The sequence below is a fragment of the Enterobacter sp. Li2LvB3 genome (genome assembly GCF_056156645.1).
This window is the reverse complement of the sequence record NZ_JBSICG010000011.1, coordinates 89,186-113,990: the sequence shown is the minus strand read 5'-3', so window position 1 is coordinate 113,990 and position 24,805 is coordinate 89,186. Positions and strand designations below refer to the sequence as shown.

At 53.8% G+C, this 24,805-nt stretch carries 26 protein-coding genes; 9 read left to right on the top strand and 17 right to left on the bottom strand.

What is annotated here, in order from left to right; all coding sequences use genetic code 11:
* The first annotated feature begins 14 nt into the window (after nt 1-14).
* Together marA and marB are read left to right on the top strand one after the other, a co-directional pair.
* The gene (gene marA / locus ACS603_RS11240; RefSeq protein WP_001303241.1) at nt 15-395 is read left to right on the top strand and encodes an MDR efflux pump AcrAB transcriptional activator MarA; all 381 of its coding nucleotides are present in this window, start codon (nt 15-17) and stop codon (nt 393-395) included.
* A 45-nt stretch (nt 396-440) separates the two neighbouring features.
* Nucleotides 441-659: a multiple antibiotic resistance protein MarB gene (gene marB / locus ACS603_RS11235; protein ID WP_315688629.1), complete on the top strand. Its 219-nt coding sequence runs from the start codon at nt 441-443 to the stop codon at nt 657-659.
* Nucleotides 660-696: 37 nt separating this feature from the next.
* Here marB and eamA read toward each other — a convergent pair whose 3' ends face one another.
* Entirely contained in the window at nt 697-1,596 is a 900-nt protein-coding gene (gene eamA, locus ACS603_RS11230; protein ID WP_474944265.1) for an O-acetylserine/cysteine exporter, read from the bottom strand.
* A gap of 191 nt (nt 1,597-1,787) precedes the next feature.
* On the opposite strand from eamA, the gene ydeE reads away from it, so the two are divergent.
* Nucleotides 1,788-2,993: an efflux MFS transporter YdeE gene (ydeE, locus tag ACS603_RS11225; protein ID WP_474944264.1), complete on the top strand. Its 1,206-nt coding sequence runs from the start codon at nt 1,788-1,790 to the stop codon at nt 2,991-2,993.
* Between the two features lie 23 nt (nt 2,994-3,016).
* On the opposite strand, the gene zinT is transcribed toward ydeE, so the two are convergent.
* The 8 genes from zinT to ACS603_RS11185 all read right to left on the bottom strand — a co-directional run bounded on the left by zinT (nt 3,017) and on the right by ACS603_RS11185 (nt 11,037).
* Entirely contained in the window at nt 3,017-3,658 is a 642-nt protein-coding gene (gene zinT / locus ACS603_RS11220; RefSeq protein WP_182061081.1) for a metal-binding protein ZinT, read from the bottom strand.
* Between the two features lie 52 nt (nt 3,659-3,710).
* Nucleotides 3,711-4,409: an urea ABC transporter ATP-binding subunit UrtE gene (urtE, locus tag ACS603_RS11215; protein WP_315688626.1), complete on the bottom strand. Its 699-nt coding sequence runs from the start codon at nt 4,407-4,409 to the stop codon at nt 3,711-3,713.
* A 9-nt stretch (nt 4,410-4,418) separates the two neighbouring features.
* Complete coding sequence (gene urtD, locus ACS603_RS11210; protein WP_182061079.1) at nt 4,419-5,216, bottom strand: urea ABC transporter ATP-binding protein UrtD; 798 nt, start codon at nt 5,214-5,216, stop codon at nt 4,419-4,421.
* Entirely contained in the window at nt 5,216-6,289 is a 1,074-nt protein-coding gene (gene urtC / locus ACS603_RS11205) for an urea ABC transporter permease subunit UrtC (protein WP_182061078.1), read from the bottom strand. Before urtC ends, urtD begins: the two co-directional genes overlap by 1 nt.
* A complete protein-coding gene (gene urtB, locus ACS603_RS11200; protein WP_474944263.1) occupies nt 6,289-7,863 on the bottom strand; it encodes an urea ABC transporter permease subunit UrtB in 1,575 nt (524 codons plus the stop codon). The genes urtC and urtB overlap by 1 nt, the downstream gene beginning before the upstream one ends.
* 24 nt (nt 7,864-7,887) lie before the next feature.
* Complete coding sequence (gene urtA, locus ACS603_RS11195; protein WP_182061076.1) at nt 7,888-9,159, bottom strand: urea ABC transporter substrate-binding protein; 1,272 nt, start codon at nt 9,157-9,159, stop codon at nt 7,888-7,890.
* A 203-nt stretch (nt 9,160-9,362) separates the two neighbouring features.
* On the bottom strand, nt 9,363-10,466 hold the full coding sequence (locus ACS603_RS11190; protein ID WP_474944262.1) for a cobalamin-independent methionine synthase II family protein: 1,104 nt from the start codon (nt 10,464-10,466) through the stop codon (nt 9,363-9,365).
* Between the two features lie 157 nt (nt 10,467-10,623).
* Complete coding sequence (locus tag ACS603_RS11185; RefSeq protein ID WP_315688623.1) at nt 10,624-11,037, bottom strand: rhodanese-like domain-containing protein; 414 nt, start codon at nt 11,035-11,037, stop codon at nt 10,624-10,626.
* A 73-nt stretch (nt 11,038-11,110) separates the two neighbouring features.
* Here ACS603_RS11185 and ftrA point away from each other — a divergent pair, with 73 nt between their 5' ends.
* Entirely contained in the window at nt 11,111-12,118 is a 1,008-nt protein-coding gene (ftrA, locus tag ACS603_RS11180; protein WP_474944261.1) for a transcriptional regulator FtrA, read from the top strand.
* Nucleotides 12,119-12,290: 172 nt separating this feature from the next.
* Here ftrA and ACS603_RS11175 read toward each other — a convergent pair whose 3' ends face one another.
* Nucleotides 12,291-12,668 (bottom strand): hypothetical protein, encoded by a 378-nt coding sequence (locus tag ACS603_RS11175; protein WP_182061072.1) that lies wholly within the window; start codon nt 12,666-12,668, stop codon nt 12,291-12,293.
* A 327-nt stretch (nt 12,669-12,995) separates the two neighbouring features.
* Between ACS603_RS11175 and ACS603_RS11170 the strand changes: the two genes are divergently transcribed.
* Together ACS603_RS11170 and ACS603_RS11165 are read left to right on the top strand one after the other, a co-directional pair.
* Nucleotides 12,996-13,301, top strand: coding sequence for a hypothetical protein (locus tag ACS603_RS11170; RefSeq protein ID WP_315688621.1), 306 nt, complete (start codon nt 12,996-12,998; stop codon nt 13,299-13,301).
* 141 nt (nt 13,302-13,442) lie between these two features.
* Nucleotides 13,443-13,673 carry a DUF2554 family protein gene (locus ACS603_RS11165; protein WP_182061070.1) on the top strand — a complete coding sequence of 77 codons (231 nt, stop codon included), beginning with the start codon at nt 13,443-13,445 and terminating at the stop codon, nt 13,671-13,673.
* Here ACS603_RS11165 and ACS603_RS11160 read toward each other — a convergent pair whose 3' ends face one another.
* Nucleotides 13,674-15,638 (bottom strand): peptidase U32 family protein, encoded by a 1,965-nt coding sequence (locus ACS603_RS11160; RefSeq protein ID WP_474944260.1) that lies wholly within the window; start codon nt 15,636-15,638, stop codon nt 13,674-13,676.
* Nucleotides 15,639-15,718: 80 nt separating this feature from the next.
* Nucleotides 15,719-16,246: a helix-turn-helix domain-containing protein gene (locus tag ACS603_RS11155; protein WP_315688619.1), complete on the bottom strand. Its 528-nt coding sequence runs from the start codon at nt 16,244-16,246 to the stop codon at nt 15,719-15,721.
* A 71-nt stretch (nt 16,247-16,317) separates the two neighbouring features.
* Here ACS603_RS11155 and ACS603_RS11150 point away from each other — a divergent pair, with 71 nt between their 5' ends.
* The gene (locus tag ACS603_RS11150) at nt 16,318-17,505 is read left to right on the top strand and encodes a benzoate/H(+) symporter BenE family transporter (protein ID WP_474944289.1); all 1,188 of its coding nucleotides are present in this window, start codon (nt 16,318-16,320) and stop codon (nt 17,503-17,505) included.
* On the opposite strand, the gene ACS603_RS11145 is transcribed toward ACS603_RS11150, so the two are convergent.
* Nucleotides 17,485-18,357: a helix-turn-helix domain-containing protein gene (locus ACS603_RS11145; RefSeq protein ID WP_182063576.1), complete on the bottom strand. Its 873-nt coding sequence runs from the start codon at nt 18,355-18,357 to the stop codon at nt 17,485-17,487. The two genes, ACS603_RS11150 and ACS603_RS11145, sit on opposite strands and share 21 nt — an antisense overlap.
* A gap of 174 nt (nt 18,358-18,531) precedes the next feature.
* Between ACS603_RS11145 and ACS603_RS11140 the strand changes: the two genes are divergently transcribed.
* Nucleotides 18,532-19,428: a DMT family transporter gene (locus tag ACS603_RS11140; RefSeq protein ID WP_474944259.1), complete on the top strand. Its 897-nt coding sequence runs from the start codon at nt 18,532-18,534 to the stop codon at nt 19,426-19,428.
* 36 nt (nt 19,429-19,464) lie between these two features.
* Here the strand turns inward: ACS603_RS11140 and ACS603_RS11135 are convergent, their stop codons facing one another.
* Entirely contained in the window at nt 19,465-20,139 is a 675-nt protein-coding gene (locus tag ACS603_RS11135; protein WP_315688616.1) for a DUF3313 domain-containing protein, read from the bottom strand.
* A 133-nt stretch (nt 20,140-20,272) separates the two neighbouring features.
* Nucleotides 20,273-21,868: an ABC transporter substrate-binding protein gene (locus ACS603_RS11130; protein WP_474944258.1), complete on the bottom strand. Its 1,596-nt coding sequence runs from the start codon at nt 21,866-21,868 to the stop codon at nt 20,273-20,275.
* Between the two features lie 111 nt (nt 21,869-21,979).
* Between ACS603_RS11130 and pepT the strand changes: the two genes are divergently transcribed.
* A complete protein-coding gene (gene pepT, locus ACS603_RS11125) occupies nt 21,980-23,209 on the top strand; it encodes a peptidase T (protein ID WP_474944257.1) in 1,230 nt (409 codons plus the stop codon).
* On the opposite strand, the gene tehB is transcribed toward pepT, so the two are convergent.
* Nucleotides 23,206-23,799, bottom strand: coding sequence for a tellurite resistance methyltransferase TehB (gene tehB / locus ACS603_RS11120; RefSeq protein ID WP_474944256.1), 594 nt, complete (start codon nt 23,797-23,799; stop codon nt 23,206-23,208). The genes pepT and tehB overlap by 4 nt on opposite strands.
* Nucleotides 23,796-24,800: a dicarboxylate transporter/tellurite-resistance protein TehA gene (tehA, locus tag ACS603_RS11115; RefSeq protein ID WP_474944255.1), complete on the bottom strand. Its 1,005-nt coding sequence runs from the start codon at nt 24,798-24,800 to the stop codon at nt 23,796-23,798. The genes tehB and tehA overlap by 4 nt, the downstream gene beginning before the upstream one ends.
* Nucleotides 24,801-24,805 lie beyond the last annotated feature (5 nt).

Here is a 24,805-nt window from a genome sequence, read left to right as displayed (position 1 = left end):
AAAGAGGTATGACGATGTCCAGACGCAATACTGACGCTATCACCATTCATAGCATTTTGGACTGGATCGAAGATAACCTGGAATCACCGCTCTCCCTTGAAAAAGTGTCAGAGCGTTCAGGTTACTCAAAATGGCACCTGCAACGGATGTTTAAAAAAGAGACCGGTCATTCATTAGGACAATACATTCGCAGCCGCAAGCTGACGGAAATTGCCCAGAAGCTCAAAGAAAGCAATGAACCGATCCTTTATCTGGCGGAGCGGTATGGGTTTGAATCGCAACAGACCTTAACGCGTACGTTTAAGAACTACTTCGACGTGCCGCCTCATAAGTATCGAATCACCAGTATGCCGGGTGAATCCCGGTACCTGTATCCGCTGAAACATTGCAGCTGAATGAATAAAGCTAACCATCGCCTTTAAGACGTAACCGAGGAAATCATGAAATTCACCGTCTCCGCCGCCCTCGCCTTGCTGGTGCTTGTCTCCAGCCAGACCTTCGCGGAGCAAACCCCACAAGCAGCTCAGCAGAATAATCGCAATGCGATGTTCTTGCCCTCTGCCAATAACCAGTCACCTTTTGATTTCAACCACATGGGTGCTGGTAGCGACAAATCCGACGAATTAGGCGTGCCGTATTACAACCAGCGCGACCACTGATTCGTTTTGCCCCGCTGATGCGGGGCTTTTTTTAGCGTTAACTTCTCACCCGCGTCACCCGACGCAAGCGCAATCCAAACACGTTGATATACAGCCCGGCCATAATCAGCACCGCGCCAAGCAGCTGTAACGCACTGAGTTTCTCCCCCAGCAATACTGCGGCACTGGCAATACCAACCACCGGAACCAGCAAAGAGAGCGGCGCCACACGCCAGGTTTCATAGCGGCCCAGGAGTGATCCCCAAATACCGTAGCCAATGATGGTTGCCACAAAGGCCAGGTAGACCAGCGACAAAATCGTGGTCAGGTCGATATTCACCAGGCTATCGAGCATGACGGTCGGGCCATCAAGAATAGCTGATACCACCATAAACGGAACGACAGGGATCAGCGCACTCCAGACCACCAGCGACATCACCGGTGGGCGTGCTTCGTGCTGCATAATCAGTTTGTTAAAAATATTACCGCAGGCCCAACTCAGCCCCGCCGCCAGGGTCAGCATAAAACCAAGCAACGCCACATGTTGCCCGTTCAGGCTGGCCTCAACCAGCACCAGAACGCCAAACACGGCAAGGGTAATCCCCGCCAGCTGTTTGGCCTGCAAGCGTTCGCCAAAGACAAAGGCACCCAGAATAATGGTGAAGAAAGCCTGCGCCTGAAGTACCAGTGACGCCAGCCCGGCGGGCATCCCAAATTTGATGGCGCAGAACAGAAAGGCGAACTGACCAAAGCTGATGGTCAGGCCGTAACCCAGCAACAAGGTGAACGGGATTTTAGGACGGGCAACAAAGAAGATTGCCGGGAAGGCCACCAGCAGAAAGCGCAACCCCGCCAGCATTAATGGCGGCATGTTGTGCAAACCGACTTTGATTACAACGAAATTGAGCCCCCACACTACGACTACCAGCAACGCCAGTAGCCCGTCTTTACGCGTCATACCCTGCCCCTGATTATTAAATTTTTGTAAACAGATTCAAGGTAACGAAAAAAAGCACAGAGGAAAAGATCATTAATTCTGGCAGTCAGTGGAAGCACTTACGGATAAATTAGGTGCTATACAAGCCCCTTATGGCGTGATAATCCTGATAAGACACAACAATAAATCATAAGCTAATGTCGGACAGGAATATGAAACCATCTCTCAGGCGCTCAACCACAGCGCTGCTGGCATCATCATTGTTATTAACCATCGGTCGCGGGGCAACACTGCCGTTTATGACCATCTATCTGACGCGCATGTATAACATGAGCGTAGAGAATATCGGTTATGCACTGACCGTGGCGCTGACTATCGGCGTGGTGTTCAGCATGGGATTTGGCATTCTGGCGGATAAATTCGATAAGAAACGCTATATGTTGATCTCCATTACGGCCTTTATTGTGGGCTTTGTGGCGATCCCGCTGGTGGATAACGTTACCCTGGTGGTGCTGTTCTTCTCGCTTATCAACTGCGCCTACTCTGTATTTTCGACGGTACTGAAAGCCTGGTTTGCCGATGTGCTGACATCGAGCGAAAAGGCCCGCGTGTTCTCGCTGAACTACAGTTTTCTCAACATCGGCTGGACGATCGGGCCGCCGATTGGCACCTGGCTTGTGATGTACAGCCTGCAACTGCCGTTCTGGCTGGCCGCGGTTTGTGCCGCGCTGCCGCTGGTCTTTATTCAGTTTTACGTCCAGAAAAGCATTGCGTCTGACACATCGCAGGTGACCCCCCCGTGGCAACCCTCGATCCTGCTGAAAGACCGGACGCTGATGTGGTATACGCTTTCCGGCCTGCTCGCCTCCTACGTGGGTGGTTCATTCGCCACCTGTATTTCCCAGTACGTGCTGGCCGCTAACGCCGACAGCGATTTTGCGCAGAATGTAGTTGCGGTGGTGTTACCGGTGAACGCCGCCGTGGTGGTGACGCTGCAATATGCCATCGGGCGCAAGCTGACTGCTGCAAACATTCGCCCGTTAATGGCAGTTGGCACGCTCTTTTTTGTTCTCGGCTTGGGTGGGTTTATGTTCTCTGGCGATAACCTTATCTACTGGGGGATCGCCGCAGGGGTCTTTACGCTGGGTGAAATTATTTATGCGCCGGGTGAATACATGCTCATTGATAACATTGCCCCGCCGGGGATGAAAGCGAGCTATTTCTCGGCTCAGGCTCTGGGCTGGCTCGGCGCGGCGGCAAACCCGATGATCACCGGTATCATCCTGAGCCATCTGCCGCACTGGTCATTGTTTGCCATTATGATGGCGGCGATTGTGGTGGCCTGGCTGATGATCCTGCGCGGGATGAGCGTGAAAAGTGGCGCTAGCGTGTTAGCCTGTAGGCCGGGTAAGGCGTAGCCGCCACCCGGCAACAGCAAATTCTAGTGGTGCAACATCTCGTCTACTACCTGATCTTTGTACATCTCATTAGGATAATAGGTTGGCCAGTTATCCATCTCTTTCAGCAGCGCCTCGTGGGAGGTGTTGCCCATAAAGATATGGAAATGCGAGGACGCTTTTGGCCCGATGATGTGGTCGCTGAACTGCACAAACTTCGGCGCGCCGCTGCTGGCATCCTTACACTCAAACAGATAGCGAACGCCTTTCTTGCCTGATGCGTAAGTCAGGATCTTGTAGCCGCTGTAATCGTAGTGACAGCTACTGACCTCTCTGCCTGTGTGGAATTCCATGACGTTATTTTCAATGCCAATGCTGTCGACATCCGTGGCGTAGCCCGTGCGGTAATACGCTTTGACCTGGTCGAACGTTTTGCTTTTATCCTTTGCGGCTTTCTGTTTAAAGACCGGATCCAGCGAACCGTCCAGCAGGAACGGATAGACAGATTGCCAGACGCCGTCCCAGTCGGACAATTTTCGGTCCTTCACATCTTTGTCAGCAAAAACGCCGTTCGCCGCCTTCTGTTCGGCTTCCGTCATCTGGTGACCATGTGAATGAGCAAAAAGCTGGCCACTGACCAGCAGCGCCCCCAGAGTCATCGCAAATTTTCCAATATGTGCAGACAAAACAATACCCTCACTCCGTTTTATAAGAATGAGAATGTTATATTATAACATTTCAGATCGCAACCAGACCGCGAACGCCTTCTTGTTCCATATTTTCGCCACGACCACGCTGTATGATGGTTCCGCGCGACATCAGTAAATAGCTGTCGGCCAGTTCAGCGGCAAAGTCGTAAAACTGCTCAACCAGCAGAATGGCCATATCGCCCCGGTCGGCAAGCTGGCGGATCACCTGCCCAATCTCTTTAATAACCGAGGGCTGAATACCTTCGGTAGGTTCATCCAGGATAAGCAGCTGCGGGCGGCTCGCCAGCGCACGGCCAATAGCCAGCTGCTGCTGCTGCCCACCGGAAAGATCGCCGCCCCGGCGGTGTTTCATCTCTTTGAGCACCGGAAAGAGCTGCCAGATCTCGTCCGGGACGTTTTTCGCCTCGCGCGCAGAGAAGCGCGATAACCCCAGGAGCAGGTTTTCTTCAACGGTTAAACGCGGGAAGATCTCCCGGCCCTGTGGCACATACGCCACGCCTGACTGCACGCGCTGATGGGGTTTGCTGTGCGTGATTTTTTTCCCCTGCCAGAGCACCTCGCCCGTTTTGGCCGGAATAAGCCCCATCAGGCATTTCAGCAGCGTGGTTTTCCCCACGCCGTTGCGCCCTAAAAGGCAGGTGACTTCGCCCGTTACCGCTTCAAAGCTGACACCGCGCAGAATATGGCTTCCGCCGTAATACTGATTCAGTTCGTTGACCTGTAACATCAATGCTCCTTAGCGCCCCAGATACACTTCAATCACCTGCTCGTTGGCCTGCACCTCGCGAAGCGAACCTTCCGCCAGCACCCGTCCCTGATGCAGTACCGTCACGTGATCGGCAATGGTTTCAACAAAGCCCATATCATGCTCAACCACCATCAGCGAATGTTTACCCGCCAGCGTCCTGAAGAGCTCTGCCGTGTATTCAGTTTCTGCATCCGTCATCCCGGCTGCGGGTTCGTCGAGCAGCAATAAATGCGGGTCCTGCACCAGCAACATACCGATTTCCAGAAACTGTTTTTGCCCGTGGGAAAGCAGACCCGCACGCCTGTCACGTTCACTGCTCAGACGTAACAGCACCAGCATCTCGTCGATGCGGTCAGCCTGTTCGCCGCTGAGCTTTGCCCGCAGGCTTGCCCACACGGATTTATCACACTTCATGGCCAGCTCCAGGTTTTCCCACACCGTCAGCGCTTCAAACACCGTGGGTTTCTGGAATTTTCTGCCAATACCCTGACGGGCGATAGCCGCAGGATCCAGCGCAGTCAGATCAATCGACTGGTCGTACACCGCCCGCCCGCTTTGCGGCCGTGTCTTACCGGTTATCACATCCATCAGGGTGGTTTTACCGGCACCATTGGGGCCAATCACACAGCGTAATTCGCCTACGCCGATGTTTAATGACAGGTCCGTTAGCGCCTGAAACCCGTCGAAATTGACGTTAATGGCCTCAAGTTGCAGTACCGGGTCGGTCTGATCGCGGTAGCGATCGCCGGGCAACTGGCGGGTAAAGAGTCCTTCGGCTGGCTGCATTATTTCTCTCCCTTACGAAACAGGCCGTAGACACCGCGCGGTAAAAACAGGGTGACGGCGATAAAAATCAGCCCCAGAAACAGCTGCCAGTACTCCGGCATTGCCACGGTGAACACACTTTTCGCGCCGTTGACCAGCGCAGCGCCAATCACCGGGCCAATCAGCGTGCCACGTCCACCCAGTGCCACCCAGATAGCGGCTTCAATCGAGTTGGTGGGCGACATTTCGCCCGGATTGATAATACCCACCTGCGGGACATACAACGCGCCCGCCAGGCCGCACAGCACGGCAGACAACGTCCACACCAGCAGTTTAAAACCACGCGGATCGTAGCCACAGAACGTCAGGCGGTTTTCCGCATCACGCACGGCGGTCAGAATGCGGCCAAATTTGCTTTTCGCCAGCGCAAAACCGATGCCCAGCGTCAGCAACAGCAGCACAACGGTAGCCAGGAACAGCGCAATGCGCGTGGACGTTGCGGTGACAGAAAACCCGAGCAGCGTTGTGAACCCCGTAAAGCCGTTATTGCCGCCAAAGCCGGTTTCATTACGAAAGAACAGCAACATGCCTGCGTAGGTTAGCGCCTGGGTCATGATCGAGAAATAGACCCCTTTAATTTTTGAGCGAAACGCAAACCAGCCGAACACCAGGGCAAGCAGACCCGGGATCATCACAATTAACACTAATGCCCAGGCAAAATGCTGGGTGCCCCACCAGAACCAGGGCAGCTCGCTCCAGGAAAGGAACGACATAAACGCGGGCAGCCCATCACCCGCGGCCTGACGCATCAGGTACATCCCCATCGCATAGCCGCCCAATGCGAAGAAAATGCCATGTCCTAACGACAACATCCCCGCATAGCCCCACACCAGATCCAGAGCGACGGCTACAATGGCGTAACAAAGAATTTTGCCCACCAGGGTGAGCATCCAGGTGGATAACGCCAGAGGGTGCGTGGCGGGCAACAGTGCCAGGAAAGGCAACACCAGCAGCAGTGTCACCAGCAGGCTGCCGAGAATTTGCGTGGTACGCGGCGCTTTACGCGCCAGCGTTAAGGTAAGTGGCTGGCTCATCAGTCAATAACCCTCCCTTTAAGTGCAAACAGCCCCTGCGGACGTTTCTGAATGAACAGAATGATCGCCACCAGGATCAGGATTTTGCCCAGAACAGCGCCCATCTGCGGTTCGAGGATTTTATTGAAGATCCCAAGGCCAAAGGCGGCAGCCACACTACCTGCCAACTGACCGACACCACCAAGCACCACCACCAGGAACGAGTCAATAATGTAACCCTGACCCAGTTCCGGCCCCACGTTGCCCAGCTGTGATAACGACACTCCGCCCAGACCGGCAATGCCCGACCCCAGGCCAAAGGCCAGCATATCAATGCGTCCGGTGGGCACGCCGCAACAGGCCGCCATGCTGCGGTTTTGTGTTACCGCGCGCACGTTCAGCCCCAGACGGGTTTTATTCAGGGTAAGCCAGGTAAAGAACAGCACCAGCAGCACAAAACCGAGCACCACAATGCGGTTCCACGGCAGCGTCAGGTTGGCAAAAACCTGCACCCCGCCGGAAAGCCATGCCGGGTTTGCCACTTCGAGGTTTTGCGCGCCAAACGTCATCCGCACCAGCTGGATAATCATCAGGCTGATCCCCCAGGTTGCCAGCAGGGTTTCCAGTGGGCGGCCATACAGATGGCGGATAACAGCACGTTCAAGCACCATGCCAACACAGGCTGTCAACATAAAGGCCACCGGTAGCGCCACTACCGGATAGAGTGCCAGCCACTGCGGGGTAAATTGCGCCATGACCTGTTGCACCATCCAGGTGGCATATGCTCCCAGCATCAACATCTCGCCATGGGCCATGTTGATGACGCCCAGTAATCCATAGGTGATGGCCAGCCCCAGCGCGGCCAGCAGTAATACGGACCCCAGCGACAACCCCATAAAAGCCTGGCCGAGTAAATCGCCCCACATCAGGCGGTGTTTAATGTGATTAAGGCTCTCTTCGGCAGCGGCACGCACTCTGGCATCCGGTTCAGTTTGCGCCTGAGCATATGGCGTCAGTTTTGCCTGAACATCAGGATCGTCTGACTGCCCCAGCAGCTCCACGGCCTTCAGACGCACATCAGCCTGTGGGCTGGTCAGTTGCAGATTCGCCAGCGCCAGTAACAGCGCCTGGCGTGCGACATCATCTGTTTCACTGCCCGCCCGCTTTTGCAGGAAATCGAGCATATCGGGCTGCGCGTCGCGCTGAAGTTGTCTTGCGGCATCGCGCCTTTGCGTGACACTGTCACTCACAAGCTGATGCGTGGCGAGCGCAGTGGTCGCCAGAACCCGCAGGCGATTGGTCAGGCGAACGGCTTTTGTCTGCCCCTCTGCGTTCGTTGCATCACCCAGAGCCACCATCGTACCGTTGCTGCGGGTAAACGCATGTTTTTGACTGTCGAGATAGAGATTTTCCTTTTGCAGCGCCTGCAACAGCGGCAGCCGCGCCGCTTCCGGCGAGGCCGCCCACTGTTCCAGCATCGCAGCCTGCTGGCTACGGTTGGCGGCAACAAAATCATCAGCATCCGATGCCTGCGCCATCCCTGGCAGCAGTCCGGTAAGCCATACAACAGCGACAATAACGCGCATGATATTCATGGCTTTTCTCCCTTTGACAATGACTTAGTTGCTGGCCGTTTTCATTGGCTGATCAGGTTTTTTGTCATTACCGGCAATGAACGGACTCCACGGCTGCGCACGTACAGGCTGTTCTGTCTGCCAGACCACGTTAAACTGCCCGTTACCTTCAATTTCGCCAATCATGACCGGCTTATGCAGATGGTGGTTGGTAGCATCCATGGTCAGCGTAAAGCCAGATGGCGCTTTGAAGGATTGCCCCGCCATCGCCGCACGGACTTTATCCACATCGGTGGTTCCGGCTTTTTCTACCGCCTGCGCCCACATATGGATCCCCACGTAGGTCGCTTCCATCGGGTCGTTGGTGACTACGGTATCGGCGTTAGGCAGCTTGTGCGCTTTGGCATAGGCTTTGTAATCCGCCACAAAAGCCTGGTTGGTTGGGTTATCGACGGATTCAAAGTAGTTCCACGCTGCAAGGTTACCCACCAGCGGTTTGGTATCGATGCCGCGCAGCTCCTCTTCACCGACGGAGAACGCTACCACCGGAACATCGGTCGCTTTCAGCCCCTGGTTTGCCAGCTCTTTATAGAACGGAACGTTGGAATCGCCGTTAATGGTGGAAACCACGGCCGTTTTGCCGCCCGCAGAGAATTTCTTGATATTGGCGACAATGGTCTGGTAATCACTGTGCCCGAACGGGGTGTACACCTCTTCGATGTCTTTATCCTGAACCCCTTTGGAGTGCAGGAACGCGCGCAGGATTTTGTTGGTGGTGCGCGGGTAGACATAATCGGTGCCGAGCAGGAAGAAGCGTTTGGCACTGCCGCCGTCTTCACTCATCAGATACTCCACCGCCGGGATGGCCTGTTGGTTTGGCGCTGCCCCGGTATAGAAGACGTTTGGCGACATCTCTTCGCCTTCGTATTGCACCGGATAGAACAGCAGACCGTTCAGCTCTTCAAAGACCGGCAATACGGATTTACGTGATACCGATGTCCAGCAGCCAAACACCACAGCCACCTTATCCTGGCTTAACAGCTGACGGGCTTTTTCCGCGAACAGCGGCCAGTTAGACGCCGGGTCTACCACCACTGGCTCCAGCTTTTTACCCAGCACGCCACCTTTCGCGTTGATCTCATCGATCGTCATCAGGGCAACATCTTTCAGGGGCGTTTCAGAAATGGCCATCGTGCCGGACAACGAGTGCATGATCCCCACTTTGATAGTATCCGCAGCCTGAACACCAAAACTCATTCCCATTGCGACCGCAGAGGCCGACAGTGCAAAAGCTTTTAACAAGGTACGACGGTGCATATTTTCACTCCTGAAAAGAAAGCTGTGCTAAACGTCCGTGACCGACTGGACGCAGAAAATAAACATGTGTCAGCTTAGGAGGAGCAAAAAGGATGCCAGGATGAAAAACGTGGATTTTCGGGGGCGGAATGAAGGCCTGCGGGGAAAACGACTCAGAATGGTACAGCGCTGCACTTTAATAATGCAGCGCTGTGTCAGAAGTGTTACCAGACTTCGCTGGCGATTTGTGTCACCAGACGCACTTTGTCCCACTGCTGGGTTTCGTTCAGGGTATTGCCCTCTTCAGTGGAGGCAAAACCGCACTGCGGGCTTAAGCAAATCTGCTCTTTCGCGACATATTTTGCCGCCTCTTCCAGACGCGCCTTCACGCCCTGCGGGTTTTCCAGCTCGCCATTTTTGGTGGTAATAAGGCCCAGCACCACCTGCTGTTTACCCGGGCGGATAAAGCGCAATGGCGCAAAATCACCGCTGCGATCGTTATCGTATTCCAGGAAGAAGGCATCGACGTTGACCGTGCCGAACAGCACTTCCGCCACTGGCTCGTAGCCGCCTTCGGAAATCCAGGTTGAACGGAAATTGCCGCGACAGACATGCAGGCCGATGGTCAGATCATCGGGTTTCCCTTCCAGCGCTTTATTCAGCACGCGAGCATAGATGCGCGCCAGCTCGTCGGCGTCATCCCCACGTTCGCGGATTTGACGACGCTGATCGTCAGAGCAGAGATACGCCCAGACGGTGTCGTCCAGTTGCAGATAGCGGCAACCTGCGGCATAGAACGCATGGATAGCATCGCGCCAGGTGGTCGCCAGGTCGTCAAAATAGGCATCCAGATCCGGGTAGACCGTTGCGTCGATATCTTTGCGGCCGCCACGGAAATGCAGCACGCTTGGGCTTGGAATGGTCATCTTCGGCTGCGCATTCCCGCTGATACTCTTCAGGTAGCGGAAATCAGCCAGCATTGGATGGTCACCGAAGCCCAGCTTACCGGTGACACGCACGCCGTGGGCTTTGGTCTGTACCCCATTGAACTGGATACCCTGCTGAGAATCATAACGTTCAACGCCCTGCAACCCGTCGAAGAAATCGAAATGCCACCAGGCGCGACGAAACTCCCCGTCGGTGACTACGTGCAAACCACAGGCGCATTGCTGTTCGACAACATGGCGGATCGCCTCGTCCTCAACAGCACGAAGCTGCCCGGCATCAATCTCACCGCTGGCAAATTTCAGACGAGCCTGTTTGATGGCATCCGGGCGTAAAAAACTGCCTACTACATCGGCGCGGTACGGGGCATGTTGTCGCTGCATGGAAATCTCCTGTTTCTGCCGGCAGATAATTGCCGACAGTGATAATTCATTTCTTGAACTTTTAGACTTCTGGATGTCTAAATGTCCAAAAAAGATGTCATACCCGCCGCGTCACGACAAACGAGAAAATTTCACCTGTGTTGAAAAAAATTCATCTTCAGCCGAGTACCGCTGAAATTTGCCCGGCAAAGTCGAAGTTTTCATCCTGCCAGCCGGTGATCCCGCCGAGCATGATTTTTACCGGCAACCCCAGCCGGGCGAGTTTCAGAGCGGCTCTGTCGGCGCCGTTACAGTGCGGCCCGGCACAATAGACCACAAAGACCGTGTCTTCTGGCCACTGCGCCATGCGCTCCGCTGTGATCTGGCTCCAGGGCAAATGGATAGCGCCCGGAACATGACGACGGGCAAACTGCTCGGGTTTGCCCACCACGTGCAGCAAAACAAAGTCCTGATCGTTATTGGTCATGGCGTGATGCACATCGGCGCAGTCTGTTTCCACACTCAGGCGACGCAGAAAATGGGCAACGGCTTCTTGTGGCCCGGCTGCCGGAAATTCCGTAACATAACTCATGAATCTTTCTCCTCTAAGGTGTTTGTGTTAACACTACTCTATCCACAAATTCCTCCACTGAATGCGTCCGCTCATGCCAGAAAACCGCAAAAAGATGACAAAGTTAAGACAGCTTTCCTCCCCACGGGTGGTCGTACTGGCCTATGACGGGCTGTGTACCTTTGAATTTGGCGTAGCGGTTGAAATTTTCGGGCTTCCGCGTCCCGAAATGGGTGACGACTGGTATCGTTTTGCCGTGGCGGCGGTTGATGAAGGTGAGCTTCGTGCGACCGGCGGGATCCGCATTCTGGCCGACGGCAATCTCAACTTGCTGGAACACGCCGACCTGGTCGTTGTGCCAGGCTGGCGAGGAGTAGACTCGCCGGTGCCGGAGGCTCTGTGCGACGCGCTGCGCCAGGCCAGCGCCCGGGGGTGCCAGGTGATGTCTATCTGCTCCGGCGTGTTCGTGCTGGCCGCCGCCGGGTTACTCGATGGACGTCGCGCCACAACCCACTGGCGCTATATTGAGACGCTGAAATCCCGCTTCCCGTCCATCGATGTGGTTGAAGACGTGCTGTATCAGGATGAGGGGGATCTTCTGACCTCCGCCGGCAGCGCGGCGGGCATTGATTTATGCCTGCACGTGGTCCGCCGGGACTACGGCATGGAAGCAGCGAATCGTGTCGCCCGCCGTCTTGTCATTCCACCTCATCGGGATGGTTCGCAGACACAGCAACTGAGCCGCCCGGTGGCGCAACTGCGCGAAAGCCAGCGTTTTGGCAAGTTGTTTGATTATCTTCATCAGTATCTGGCACTGCCACACAGCGTCGATTCACTCTCGCAGCGCGTGGGAATGAGCCAGCGCACCTTTCTGCGCCGCTTTCAGGACGCAACAGGCACAACGCCCGCGCGCTGGTTGCTCAACGAAAGGCTACTGCGGGCAAAAGATTATCTGGAAAACAGCCGGTTAAGCATCGACAGCATTGCCGAACAGACCGGGTTTGGGCAAGCGGCTACGCTGCGTCACCATTTCCGCATGCATTTCGCGCTTTCTCCGGCGCAGTATCGCAAACAGTTCGCCCTTTCATCTGAACGGCCCTGATGGCGGACAGGCAAAAAAAAACCGCCATTGAATGGCGGTAAATGCTTGCATGGATAGATTTGTATTTAGGTATCAACATCCCCGCCATTCCATGACGGGTTGTGTACTGCGATCACCCTATCACGGGTCGTCTCAACAAATGCTAAACAACGCAATTAACCCTGCTTAACGATCAGGACTGGGTGACGTCCGCGTCTTTAGTGTTGATTTGCAGAAACTTCATCAACCCCTGTTTTGCGCTCTGTTTTGCATCGTCGTTGATGGCTTCGAGATAGAAAGAGCGAGAAACATCGTAAGGAGCTTGTTCTGCCGAATAGACCGCAAACTGGAAGCTTTTTCCGCGTTTTTGATTCAGGCAATCCAGCTCCCAACGTTGTTCGTCAATCTGGATGCTGGTGCAGGAAACTTTACCGTAATCGCTGGTCAGATATGAACCCACTCGGGATTCGGCAGATTCCATAAAGTCAGGTTTGTTATTATAGGCGTAACTCGCACACGCTGTTGCCGCTACAGCGAAAACCGCAATAGCCACAGAGAGTGATTTTTTCATTTTGGAAGATCCCATTCCTAAGCCACAAGAAAGCCATTATATAAGATTTATCTTGAATCCTCATTTATCTTTATTTACCAAAAATGGTTGGTTTTTTAGATTTATATTGATACTACACCCCCAGACCTGATTCTACGGGCTTAATTGTTCAATTAACCGCCTATATCCGGAATCATACCAGGCCTATTTTTTCAGATTATTCCTTGATTTACTCTCTAACTTTTCCAGTTATCCAGGCAGATTCTTAATCTCAGTACGCATCCACACTTTCTCCATTTTTCGGTGTTCAAATCAGCGGCATTGAACAAAGAGAATGGAAACAACAAAATGAAAAACATCACTACACTTGCTACGGTCATCGTGCTGGGCCTGTCGTCTTACGCGTTTGCGGATAACAAACCACCTGTGCCGTTCGAAAAGCAGCCAACTGAACACAATCAAAAACAGCCTCCACGTGATGGCAAACCACCTCAGCACGAAGGTAAAACATCGCAGCATAATATGAATGGCGATAAGTCTCAGCACCGTGGTGATAAACCAGAACACAACGGAAAACGCCTGCAGCATAATGACGGTAAACAACCGCCAAAAGACGGTAAAAAACCATTACCACCGCAAGACCAGCGTAATTAATAAACAGGGGCGTTATGCCCCTGTTTTATTTCCGGTTACCACAGAAACTGACAATCCCTTTGCGTTAATTTGATCATCGGAATAATAACTTAATAAAACTATCTGCATCATAGCCGTGAAATGTCATTCAGCGGTGAAATAATGTTTAGAAAAGGGTTATCAGCAATAATGTTGATCTGCGCATTATTTTCGGGTCAGTTGATGGCGGGACACAAAGGGCACACCTTTTTATGGGTGAAGAATGTCGACCATCAGCTTCGTCATGAAGCCGACAGTGACGAACTACGCAGCGTGGCAGAGGATTCCGCAGAGGGCTTGCGCGAACACCATCACTGGCAGAAATCACGCAAACCCGATACTCACTTTCGTTAATTAACTGCCTCTACGTTTTGGCAGGGTTTTCATCAGATCTTCAGGGCTGACAGAGGCGACAATGCTGCCCGGCTGCGGCATTTTAAAGATGTGGTTTTTCATCTTACCAATGACGTGCATCTCACAAGGACGGCAGTCAAATTTCAGGGTCAACACCTCGTCCCCGTTCACCAGCTGCATAGGGGTCGCTTTCCAGCTTTTGATATTTCCCTTCGCCTGTTTCGGGCACAGGTTAAACGCAAAGCGCAGACAGTGTTTGGTGATCATCACCGGTACATCGCCCTTCTCTTCATGCGCTTCATACGCCGCGTCAATCAGCTGCACGCCATAGCGATGATAAAACTCGCGGGCTTTATGGTTGTAGACGTTTGCGAGGAAGGATAAGTGCGAATCAGGATAGACTGGCGCAGGCACAGAAACAGCTTTACGGCTGCCGCGTGGATAGTTAACCAGACGCGCGTCATCAAGCATTTCTGCCGTTTCACGACGGAACTGATTCAGCAGACTATTTGGCACAAACAGTGCTGCCGGCAGGTTAACGTCGATATTACGCGCGTAGTAAAGGGTTTGCCCCAGCTTCGCCACCCCATCCTTCAGGTTGTTCAGCGCTTTTTCCGCGTTGTTGGCGACTTCAAACTGGCCGTCAAGAGTATGGGTCACGCTGACGCCATCTTCACTGGTCATGGTCAGGATCAGCTGCTCTTCCCAGCCACCCAGTTCAATATCTACCGCAATGCGACGCTCGCTGGAGGTCTTCAGTAACGCCTGCTGCCAGTTGTGGTCCAGGTTGCGGTTAAGCGCTGCGTCAGGACGCGCTTTATACAGATCGGCTGGCATCTCATTCGGCCATACGCGATAACGGTTCTCAGCGGTTTTTTCGACCGTGTTGGCGCGGAAACCAACTACTTCACGCTTGATCATCACGTTCAGACCATCACCGTTCGCCAGCGGCTCCGTCACTTCCACGTCCAGATGATCTTTCGCCACTTTCAGCACCTTGCCTACCGGCAGACCGATAAACTTCGGCGAATCGAACGCACCGATGTCATCTTTACGGGCATTCACGAAGTAATCGGTGCTGCCGCGGTGGAAGGTTTTATCTGTCGACGGGATAAAGAAGTGCTCGGTACGTCCGGCAGACGCACGCGCCAGGTCACCGCGATCTTCAATAATGGCATCCAGCATCTGACGGTAGTGCGCGGTGATGTTTTTCACGTAGCTCATGTCTTTGTAACGCCCTTCGATTTTGAAGGAGCGCACGCCGGCGTCGATCAGCGCACCCAGGTTGGCGGTCTGATCGTTATCTTTCATGGAAAGCAGGTGTTTTTCAAAGGCCACCACGCGGCCCTGATCGTCTTTCAGGGTATAGGGCAGACGGCACGCCTGAGAGCAATCGCCACGGTTAGCGCTACGCCCGGTCTGGGCATGGGAGATATTACACTGCCCGGAATAGGCAACGCACAGTGCACCGTGGATAAAGAACTCAATGGTAGCGTCAGTGGCCTGGTGGATATCGCGGATCTGGTTCAGGTTTAGTTCACGCGCCAGCACTATCTGGGAGAAACCGACGTCGGAGAGGAATTTGGCCTTTTCTACCGTGCGGATGTCGCACTGGGTACTGGCGTGTAGCTCAATCGGCGGAATATCCAGCTCCAGCACGCCCATGTCCTGCACGATCAGCGCATCAACGCCGGTCTGGTACAGGTCAGTTATCAGACGCTGCGCAGGCTCCAGCTCATCATCATGAAGAATGGTGTTCAGGGTCACGAACACTTTCGCCCCGTAGCGATGGGCGAACGGTACCAGCTCGGCAATATCGCTCAGGCTGTTGCTGGCGTTATGGCGGGCACCGAAGCCAGGGCCGCCAATGTAGACGGCATCGGCACCGTGAAGGATCGCTTCACGGGCAATGGCGGCATCGCGGGCCGGGCTTAAAAGTTCAAGATGATGGGATTGCAGGCGCATACTTCGTCGTTATCCGTTATGGTCAAAATGGCGGCTATTGTAGTCAGAAGTATGCGTCAGCGAAACAGTTTTGCGTACCTTCAGCGGGGATAATGAATCAGTGAATGAAAGTGCACCGTCAGGGCGCTGCTGTTACGGTACGCGTGGGGTTTGTCGCCCGCAAAACGCACGCCAGAATCAGCCTGAATGGTGCGCCACTCTCCGTCGATGTGCATATCAAGCTCACCGCTTATCACCACCACATGCTCAATGACGCCCGCTTCGTGCGGCGTGGATTCACTTATCGCGCCGGGTGCAAGGGTTATCGAGAAATGATCGTATCTCAGCGCCTCGTCCCAGGGGAATAACGGTTTAACCACCATCGCCTGCTGCTGCGGGTCGAACACTGCTTCCGGGCTGGCCTGCGGGGTGATGAAAACGGAAAACGGCACGTTCAGTCCGGTTGCTATTTTCCAGAGCGTCGAAACCGTAGGGCTGGATTCGTTGCGCTCAATTTGTCCGAGCATCGCTTTTGACACGCCCGTCTCTTCTGCAAGCTTTGACAGACTCCACCCGCGTGTCTGGCGCAGGGTCTTCAGTGTGGATGCAAGATGCTGAGTAATGTCCATAAATCCTCCCGTTGGCGAAAAGTGTACCACTTGTACGCTATAGCGCACAGTGTTACATTGCTTCGGACGCTATAACGCACAGTGGAGTTTTTATGCGCAGTTCAACGCCTCTCTTTCCCGCCATTCTGGCCGGATTTGTTGCCGTGCTGGTGGGCTACGCCAGCTCAGCGGCAATTATCTGGCAGGCCGCCGCCGCCGCAGGGGCAAACGCCCAGCAGATTGCTGGCTGGATGACCGCGCTTGGCCTTGGGATGGGGGTCAGTACGCTTGCGCTCTCCTGGTGGTATAAAGCACCGGTGCTTACCGCCTGGTCCACGCCGGGTGCCGCTCTGCTGGCCACCAGCCTGCATGGCGTAACCCTGGCAGAAACGATCGGTATTTTTATTTTTGCCAACGCACTCATCCTGTTGTGCGGGCTAACCGGGCTGTTTGCCCGCCTGATGAAGCTAATCCCGCACTCCCTGGCGGCAGCCATGCTGGCCGGGGTACTGCTGCGTTTTGGGCTTCAGGCATTCAGCCATCTCGACGGTCATTTTCTGCTGTGCGGCAGTATGCTGGCGGCGTGGTTAATAGCCAAAGCGTTTGCGCCGCGCTATGCCATTGTGGCCACCCTGTTGGTCGGCGGTGTCGTTGCCTGGGCTGGTGGTGACGTTGTCACGGAAAAAATTACGCTTTCGGTTGTTATGCCGCAATTTATTGCCCCTGCATTTACCTTTACTAGCCTGGTCAGCATCGGCTTGCCGTTTTTCCTGGTGACCATGGCCTCGCAGAACGCCCCCGGCTTTGCCACCATGAAAGCTTCCGGCTATCCGCTGTCGGTGTCACCGCTCATCATCATCACCGGCGGGATTGCATTACTGTTTTCACCGTTTGGGGTCTATTCCATCTGTATCGCGGCGATCACCGCCGCCATTTGCCAGAGCCCTGATGCACACCCTGATGCCAGTAAACGCTGGATTGCCGCCGCAGCTGCGGGCATTTTTTATCTTCTGGCGGGCGTGTTCGGCGGCTCCATTACCGGGCTGATGGCCGCCCTGCCGCTGAGCTGGATCCAGACGCTGGCAGGGCTGGCACTACTTGGCACTATTAGCGGCAGTTTGTATCAGGCATTGAATAACGAAGCGGAGCGTGACGCGGCGATTGTCACTTTCCTGATGACCGCCAGCGGGGTAACGATTCTGGGAATTGGTTCAGCGTTCTGGGGGCTGGTTGCCGGTGGGCTTTGCTACAGCGTTTTTCTACGCGCTCGCCGCACGTAACTGAGATGGCGTCACGCCCATTACGCTGCGAAAGCGGTTGCTGAAATGGCTGGCAGAGTTAAAGCCGCAGGCAAGCGCGATATCGGTCAGCGGCTGGCTGGTTTGTGTGACCAGCTCTCTGGCTTTTTCCATCCGGCGCTGCATCACGTACTGATGCGGCGCTTGCTGCATTGACTGGCGGAACATGCGGGCAAAGTGGTACTCGCTGAGCGCGGCCTGGGCGGCAAGCTCAGCCAGCGTCAGCGGTTGCGCGAGGTTTTCTTCAATAAATGCCAGTACGTTTCGCAGTACAAATGGCGACAATCCCCCCGTCACTACCGGCAGTTTCCACTGCACGTTGGCGTAGTTTTGCAGCAGATGCGTCAGCAACATCGTTGATGCCGTGCTCAGCGTGAGTTGATTCGCTTTTTGCTGCCAGTCGCAGCCGAGCAAAAACTGGCGATACAGCGCAGTAATTTTCGGGTCGCTGCCAAAGATTTTTTCATCAAGCGTGAGGGATACCGGTCGCTTATCCCAGATCTTCTCGCCGATATCGCGCAAATGCTCATCGGTACAGTAAAGATGGACAAACGACAGGTCGTCGCGGATATCCCAGGTGGATTCACTCTCTTTCGGCATCAGGCAAAAACGGTCAGGGCCGCCGCCATTTTTCCAGCCACCGGGTGTTTTTTGATAACTCTCGTAGCCGTCAGCCACGTACAGGCTGAGGGTATGGTGATCGCTCTTAACGGTTATGGTGTCGTGCTTGTTGTACCACGCCGCCAGCTGAATACCGGAGTTAAGCGCAACGGTCTCCCGGAGCACCGCGTTCTGCTGGCGTAGCGTTTCAAAGGTTTCGTAAGCGTGGGACATAACCATCAACACGTCATTAATCAGAGTATCAGTCTAAGAATTGTTGCCCCCTGTTGCCAGTGCCCTGACGATAAAAAAGCGCAAGAATTTGCAAGTCCGCCGCAACCAGGTGAAAGCGTGCCGGGCAGACAACCGTCAGACTGAGGGTTTTCGCGGTTTGAGAAGAGAGAGAACATGAACGCACTGTTATACGGGCTGGTGGTGGTTATCTGGGGAACCACCTGGATTGCGATTTTTCTGCAACAAGGGCCTGTCGCGGCCCCCGTGTCCATTTTTTGGCGCTTTGCCGTTGCCTGCGCCATTATGATGATTGTCTTAGTTGCCCTGCGTCGTCTGCGCAAACTGTCATTGCGGGACCATCTTTTTTGCATCATTCAGGGCTGCTGCGTGTTCTGCTTCAACTTCTGGTGCTTCTACACCGCGGCGGCGCACATTAACACCGGGCTGGAGTCTGTGATTTTCAGCATGGCGGTGCTCTATAACGCCATCAACAGCTTTATCTTCTTCGGCCAGCGACCACCAGCCCGCTTCTGGACGGCAGCGGCACTGGGTTTAATCGGTATTATCACCCTCTTCTGGGACGACCTGCTGGCAAGCGGCTGGAGCGCCTCACTGCTGACGGGGATTGGCCTTTCCGCGCTGGGCACTTACGGGTTCTCTCTGGGGAATATGATCAGTATGCGCCACCAGCGAAACGGTCTGGAAACCATGACCACCAACGCCTGGGCGATGCTCTACGGGACGCTGGTAATGGGCTGTATTGCCCTGATCCGGGGAGACAGCTTTGCACCTGAGTGGACGGTGAGCTATATCGGTGCGCTGCTTTATCTGGCGCTGTTTGGTTCGGTGATTGCCTTTGGCGCTTACTTCACCCTGGTGGGCCGTATTGGCGCGGGAAAAGCGGCTTACAGCACGCTTCTGTTCCCACTGGTTGCGTTGTCTATCTCAACCGTTTACGAAGGTTACGTGTGGCATATTAACGGGATTATTGGTCTGTTGCTGATTCTGGGGGGAAATATGGTGATGTTTACAAAGCCGGAAACCTGGTTCAGACGTCTGCGTACGGCATAAAAAAAACGGCCTGCGTAATGCAGGCCGTCTTCAGAATTATTTCATTGTCTTTTTCACATCAAACATGGTGGCATCGGTTGCCATGTCATCCACAACCTGTTTCAGGGTTGCGAAGCCCATCGGCGTATTTTCGTTTGTCAGCTCTTTACCTTCGCCTTTACGAACCACTTTCATAACTGGTTTGCCGGTTTTCGCATCGATCAGCTCACCTTCAAAGTACAGATGGGTGTCCATGGTACGGTGGCCAGACGCCATTTGCGTACCTGCAACCACCAGCGCCACTGGCACCACTTCATAGAACTGTAAACCTTCCTGTTTAGAGGTGACACCCGTAATGGCACCACGGAAGATCAGGCTACGTGGCCCTGCCGTAGCGACGATCGGTTTACGCTGACCAATCGCGGTTTTCATTTTGTTGTTGGTGTAGCTCAGCAGTTCATCCAGCGTTTTTTGACCAATTTGGGTCGTAGGTTTTGGCACCGGATAATAGGTAATCGGATTCCAGACAATACTGTCATAATTCGCTTCATTGTAAGACGGATCAACCCAACGCAAGGTTGGTTTACCCGTCGCAGATGTCGTTTCCTTCAAGCCAGAATAGTCTTTTAAAAAGCCTGAGTATTGTTCAGGAGCAGCGACTTTTGAGGAGCAACCCGCCAACGCCAACAGACCAGTAAGCACTGCAACCCTAAAGAAAGTTTGAGTACGCATGATGATATTCCATGTTATCTGCAAGTATGCATTTGAAGTTATAGCAAAAGATTGGCAAGTATGTGGTGGGAAAAAATGTTGTTGAGAGCACAAATTGAAAAAAACTGCCCGAAATGCTTCGGGCAGTGAAAAATTACTGGTTAATATCCACTTGCCAGAAGAGATGCTTACCAAACGGGTCGATTTCGTAGCCTGTCACTTCTTTGCGTACCGGCTCGAAAATAGTGGAATGCGCAATCATTACCGCTGGCATTTGATCGTGCATCATTTGCTGAGCTTCTTTGTATAACGCCACACGTTTATCGTGATCGGTTATCGATTTAGCTTCAGCAATAATTTTATCAAACGGCTTATAACACCATTTCGCGGAGTTCGATCCGCCGTTGGCGGACGTACAGGTAAACAGCGGGCCAAAGAAGTTATCAGGATCGCCCGTCGCCGTAGTCCAGCCCATCAACGCCGCCTGATGTTCACCGCCTTTCACTCGCTTGAGGTATTCGCCCCACTCGTAGGTGACGATTTTGGTCTGCACGCCAATCTTCGCCCAGTCCGCCTGAATCATCTCAGCCATGCGCTTAGCGTTCGGGTTATACGGGCGCTGTACCGGCATCGCCCACAAATCAATGCTGATACCGTTGGCAAATCCCGCCTCTTTGAGCAGGGCTTTGGCTTTTTCAGGAGAATAGTCGTAATCCTTGAGTTCGCTGTCCGCACTCCAGACGCCCGGCGGCAACAGATTTTTCGCCGCGGTGCCGGTACCGTGGAACACGGCATCGATAATCGCCGGTTTGTTGATGGCCATCGCCAGCGCCTGACGCACTTTCACGTTATCAAGCGGCGGTTTTTGGGTATTAAACGCCAGAAATCCGGTGTTCAGCCCTGCCTTGCTCATCAGGTTGATGTCTTTGTTGGCCTTCATGCGCGGCAGCTCAGCCGGGTTCGGGAACGGCATCACCTGGCACTCGTTTTTCTCAATTTTGGCAAAACGCACCGAGGCATCCGGCGTAATGGAAAACACCAGGCGATCGAGCTTTGATTTACCCTGCCAGTATTCCGGGAATGCGGTAAACAGAATGCGTGAATCTTTCTGATACTGCGCCAGCCGGAACGGCCCGGTGCCTATCGGATCCATATCGACCTTCTCTGGCGTTCCAGCTTTGAGCATCGCATCGGCATATTCAGCCGACAGGATCGAGGCAAAATACCAGGCCAAATCGGCCACAAACGGGGCTTCCGGGTGCGCCAGGGTAAAGCGCACCGTATGGTCATCCACCCGGTCAATGGCGGTGATAAGGCTGCCAAACTCCAGGCTTTCGAAGTTGGAATAGCTGCCGTTAGAGACATTGTGATAAGGATGATTAACGTCTTTCTGGCGCATGAACGAGAAAATCACATCATCCGCGTTAAAGTCACGCGTTGGCGTAAAGGACTTGTTGCTCTGGAACTTAACCCCTTTGCGCAGATGGAAGGTATAGACCTTGCCGTCTTCACTCACATCCCAGCTTTCTGCCAGGCTCGGCACCAGCTTGGTTGTGCCGGGTGTAAAGTCCACCAGGCGGTTATAGACCGGTACAGCACTGGCATCTACGCTTGTGCCAGACGTATACAACTGAGGATTGAAGTTCTCCGGCGATCCTTCGGAGCAATACACCAGCGTTTTCGCACTGACGGCGGAACTGGCCGTCAGCGCGGCAAGCGCCAGCGTTAACATGGTGAGTTTGCTTTTCATCTTTTTTCCTGTCTTTTTAATTCGACGGCTAATTAATTCTTTTGCCATTTCATAAATAACATTAAAGTGACATTGCAAACACCTGATAATACAAAATAAGAAGGAATCACTATGGCTTCAGAACTCTCCAGACAATTAACCCATCGTTTTTTCCGCTATCTCGCCATCACCAGCCAAAGCGATCCTAAAGTCAAAACACTCCCCTCCACACCAGGGCAGCACGACATGGCGCGTGAACTGGCGAAAGAGCTGGCACAGCTGGGTTTAGAGGATATCGTCATCGATGAGTTCGCGACCGTTACCGCGGTTAAAAAAGGCAATGTGGCAGGCGCGCCGCGTATTGGTTTTATTACGCATATCGATACCGTCGACGTGGGATTATCACCGGATATTCATCCACAAATATTAACGTTTACCGGAGAAGACCTCTGTCTGAATAAAGAGAAAGACATCTGGTTACGTGTAAAAGAGCACCCGGAAATTCTGTCGTATCCCAATGAAGAGATTATTTTCAGCGATGGAACCAGCGTATTAGGCGCAGATAATAAATCTGCGGTAACCGTGGTGATGACGGTGCTGGAAAATCTGAAAGCCGAACATCAGCATGGCGATATCGTGGTGGCGTTTGTACCGGATGAAGAGATCGGTCTGAATGGCGCCAAAGCGCTGGATCTTAAGCGCTTCGACGTCGACTTTGCCTGGACCATCGACTGCTGCGAAATTGGAGAAATTGTTTACGAGAACTTCAACGCCGCGGCGGCCGAAATCCGCTTTACCGGCGTCACCGCGCACCCGATGTCCGCCAAAGGCGTGCTGGTGAATCCGTTATTGATGGCGACAGACTTCATCAGCCATTTCGACCGTCAGCAAACGCCGGAGTGCACCGAAGGCCGCGAAGGTTATATCTGGTTTAACGGTATTCAGGCCGGGCAAAATGACGCAGTACTGAAAGCGAACATTCGTGATTTTGATAAAGAAAACTTTGCCGCGCGTAAGCAGCAGATTGCCGATGTGGTGGCACTGATTGCCGCACAGCACCCTGCCGCAAAAGTGGAATACCGCATTGAGGACACTTACAGCAATATCAGCAATGCGATTGGCGAAGACCGCCGCGCCATTGACCTGATGTTTGCCGCGATGGAGTCACTCGGGATCACGCCAAAACCGACGCCAATGCGCGGGGGCACAGACGGTGCGGCGCTCTCCGCAAAAGGGCTGCTCACCCCGAACTTCTTCACCGGCGCCCATAACTTCCACTCGAAGTTTGAGTTTTTACCGTTGTCGTCGTTCGAGGCGTCTTACAAGACAGCCCTGCAAATCTGTCTGCTGGCCGCCCGTTAAGCGGGATTACGCGCCAGCATGGTGGCAAAACGCAACTGGATGCGATTACCGTTGGCATCGGTGCGGTGCAGTTCACCCACCTCTTCGTTGTATTTGAGCAATTCCCAGCCTTCATAGTGATTGCTCAGCTCACCGCTTTTGAACGCGAACGGGAAGCCAACGGTGCACGGATAATCTGCGGTATCCATCGCGGCAACGATCAGGTTAAAGCCGCCCGGTTTAGTGCAGCGCTGCATATTGGCGATAAGGCCAGGGATGGTTTTCGCTTCCAGAAACATCAGCACCACGGTTGAGAGAATAAAATCATACTCGCCGTCAAAGCTCAGGCTGTTGAGGTCTTTGATCGCTGCCTGCAAATTGACGATCCCTTCTGCCGCTTTGATGCGTTCGATATTGTCGATGCTCATTGGGTTCTTATCCCACGCCGTCACATCGTAGCCGTTGGCAGCCAGATAAAGGCTGTTACGGCCATTTCCGCAGCCCAAATCCAGGGTTTTACCCGGTTTGACAATATCTGCGCTGTACAGCACCTCTGAGTGCGTGCGGGTCAGACCATATTTATCAGTGAAGTAGTTCTCATCAACAGTCATTGTTTTTCCTCAGGAAGCATAAGCAGTGCCTTATCAGTGCGTACCAGAAGTTTGCCCTGCATCAGCAAGATAAACGTACGAACCAGCAACATCGCAATGATAATGTTAGTAAAAATAAACAACGGGACGGCAATCGCGTGGAAGAAGCCCGACGGACTGCTCTGCCCCAGATGCAATCCGGTGGTCGCCAGCGCCGAAACGCCGAACGAGAAACTCCAGAAAGAGGCATTAAATGGCTGTGACAGATACCATGGCATCAGACGCAGCATAAACAACAGCTGCAACAGCCCGTAACCAAACAGCATTTTGGCGAAGGTATCGGCCTGCCCACCGTTCACGCTGAACCAGGCGCTACAGGCCACCAGCGCCGGGGCCAGTTGAATGCCAAGCGAAGTACGCAGCGCGGAGGGTAACTCCCCGGCACTGCGCAGGCGTTGCAGGATAACCGGCTCCAGGCTGAGCCATGAAAAAACGCCAGCCCCCAGGAACACCAAACCGGCATCGGTAAATCCCAGCGCGCCACAGGCCATGGCGCTGATAAAATTGTTGGCGACCGTCGGCAGGTAGAGCCCTGGTGTGGTGGCCTCTTCAGGGTGATTACCCCGCCATAAACCGGCACTCTGCCAGGCAGAGTAGCTCAGCTGCATCACCACGCCTGCGCCGAAAAGCACCAGCGAAATGGGTCGAAACCAGGGAACAAATCCAATTGATACCAGCATGGTGGTCGCGGGAAACAGGCTCACAAAACTGCTCATCACCGGGTGGCGCATCTCAGTCAGTATGCTGTGCGGAAAACGAATGGCGCGGGTAATAAATGCCAGCGTCAGCAAAAACCAGATACACACCGCCAGCCCGACCAGAATATCGCCCGGCCAGCGCGTCACTGGCCAGAGAGTGCTGGCATAACGCCAGGCAAACCCCATACCAATCGTCCCCAGCACCATACCGAAGTAACCCGAGGGTAAGTTAAGGACTTGTTGAGTTCTGTTACTTTTACGCATTTATT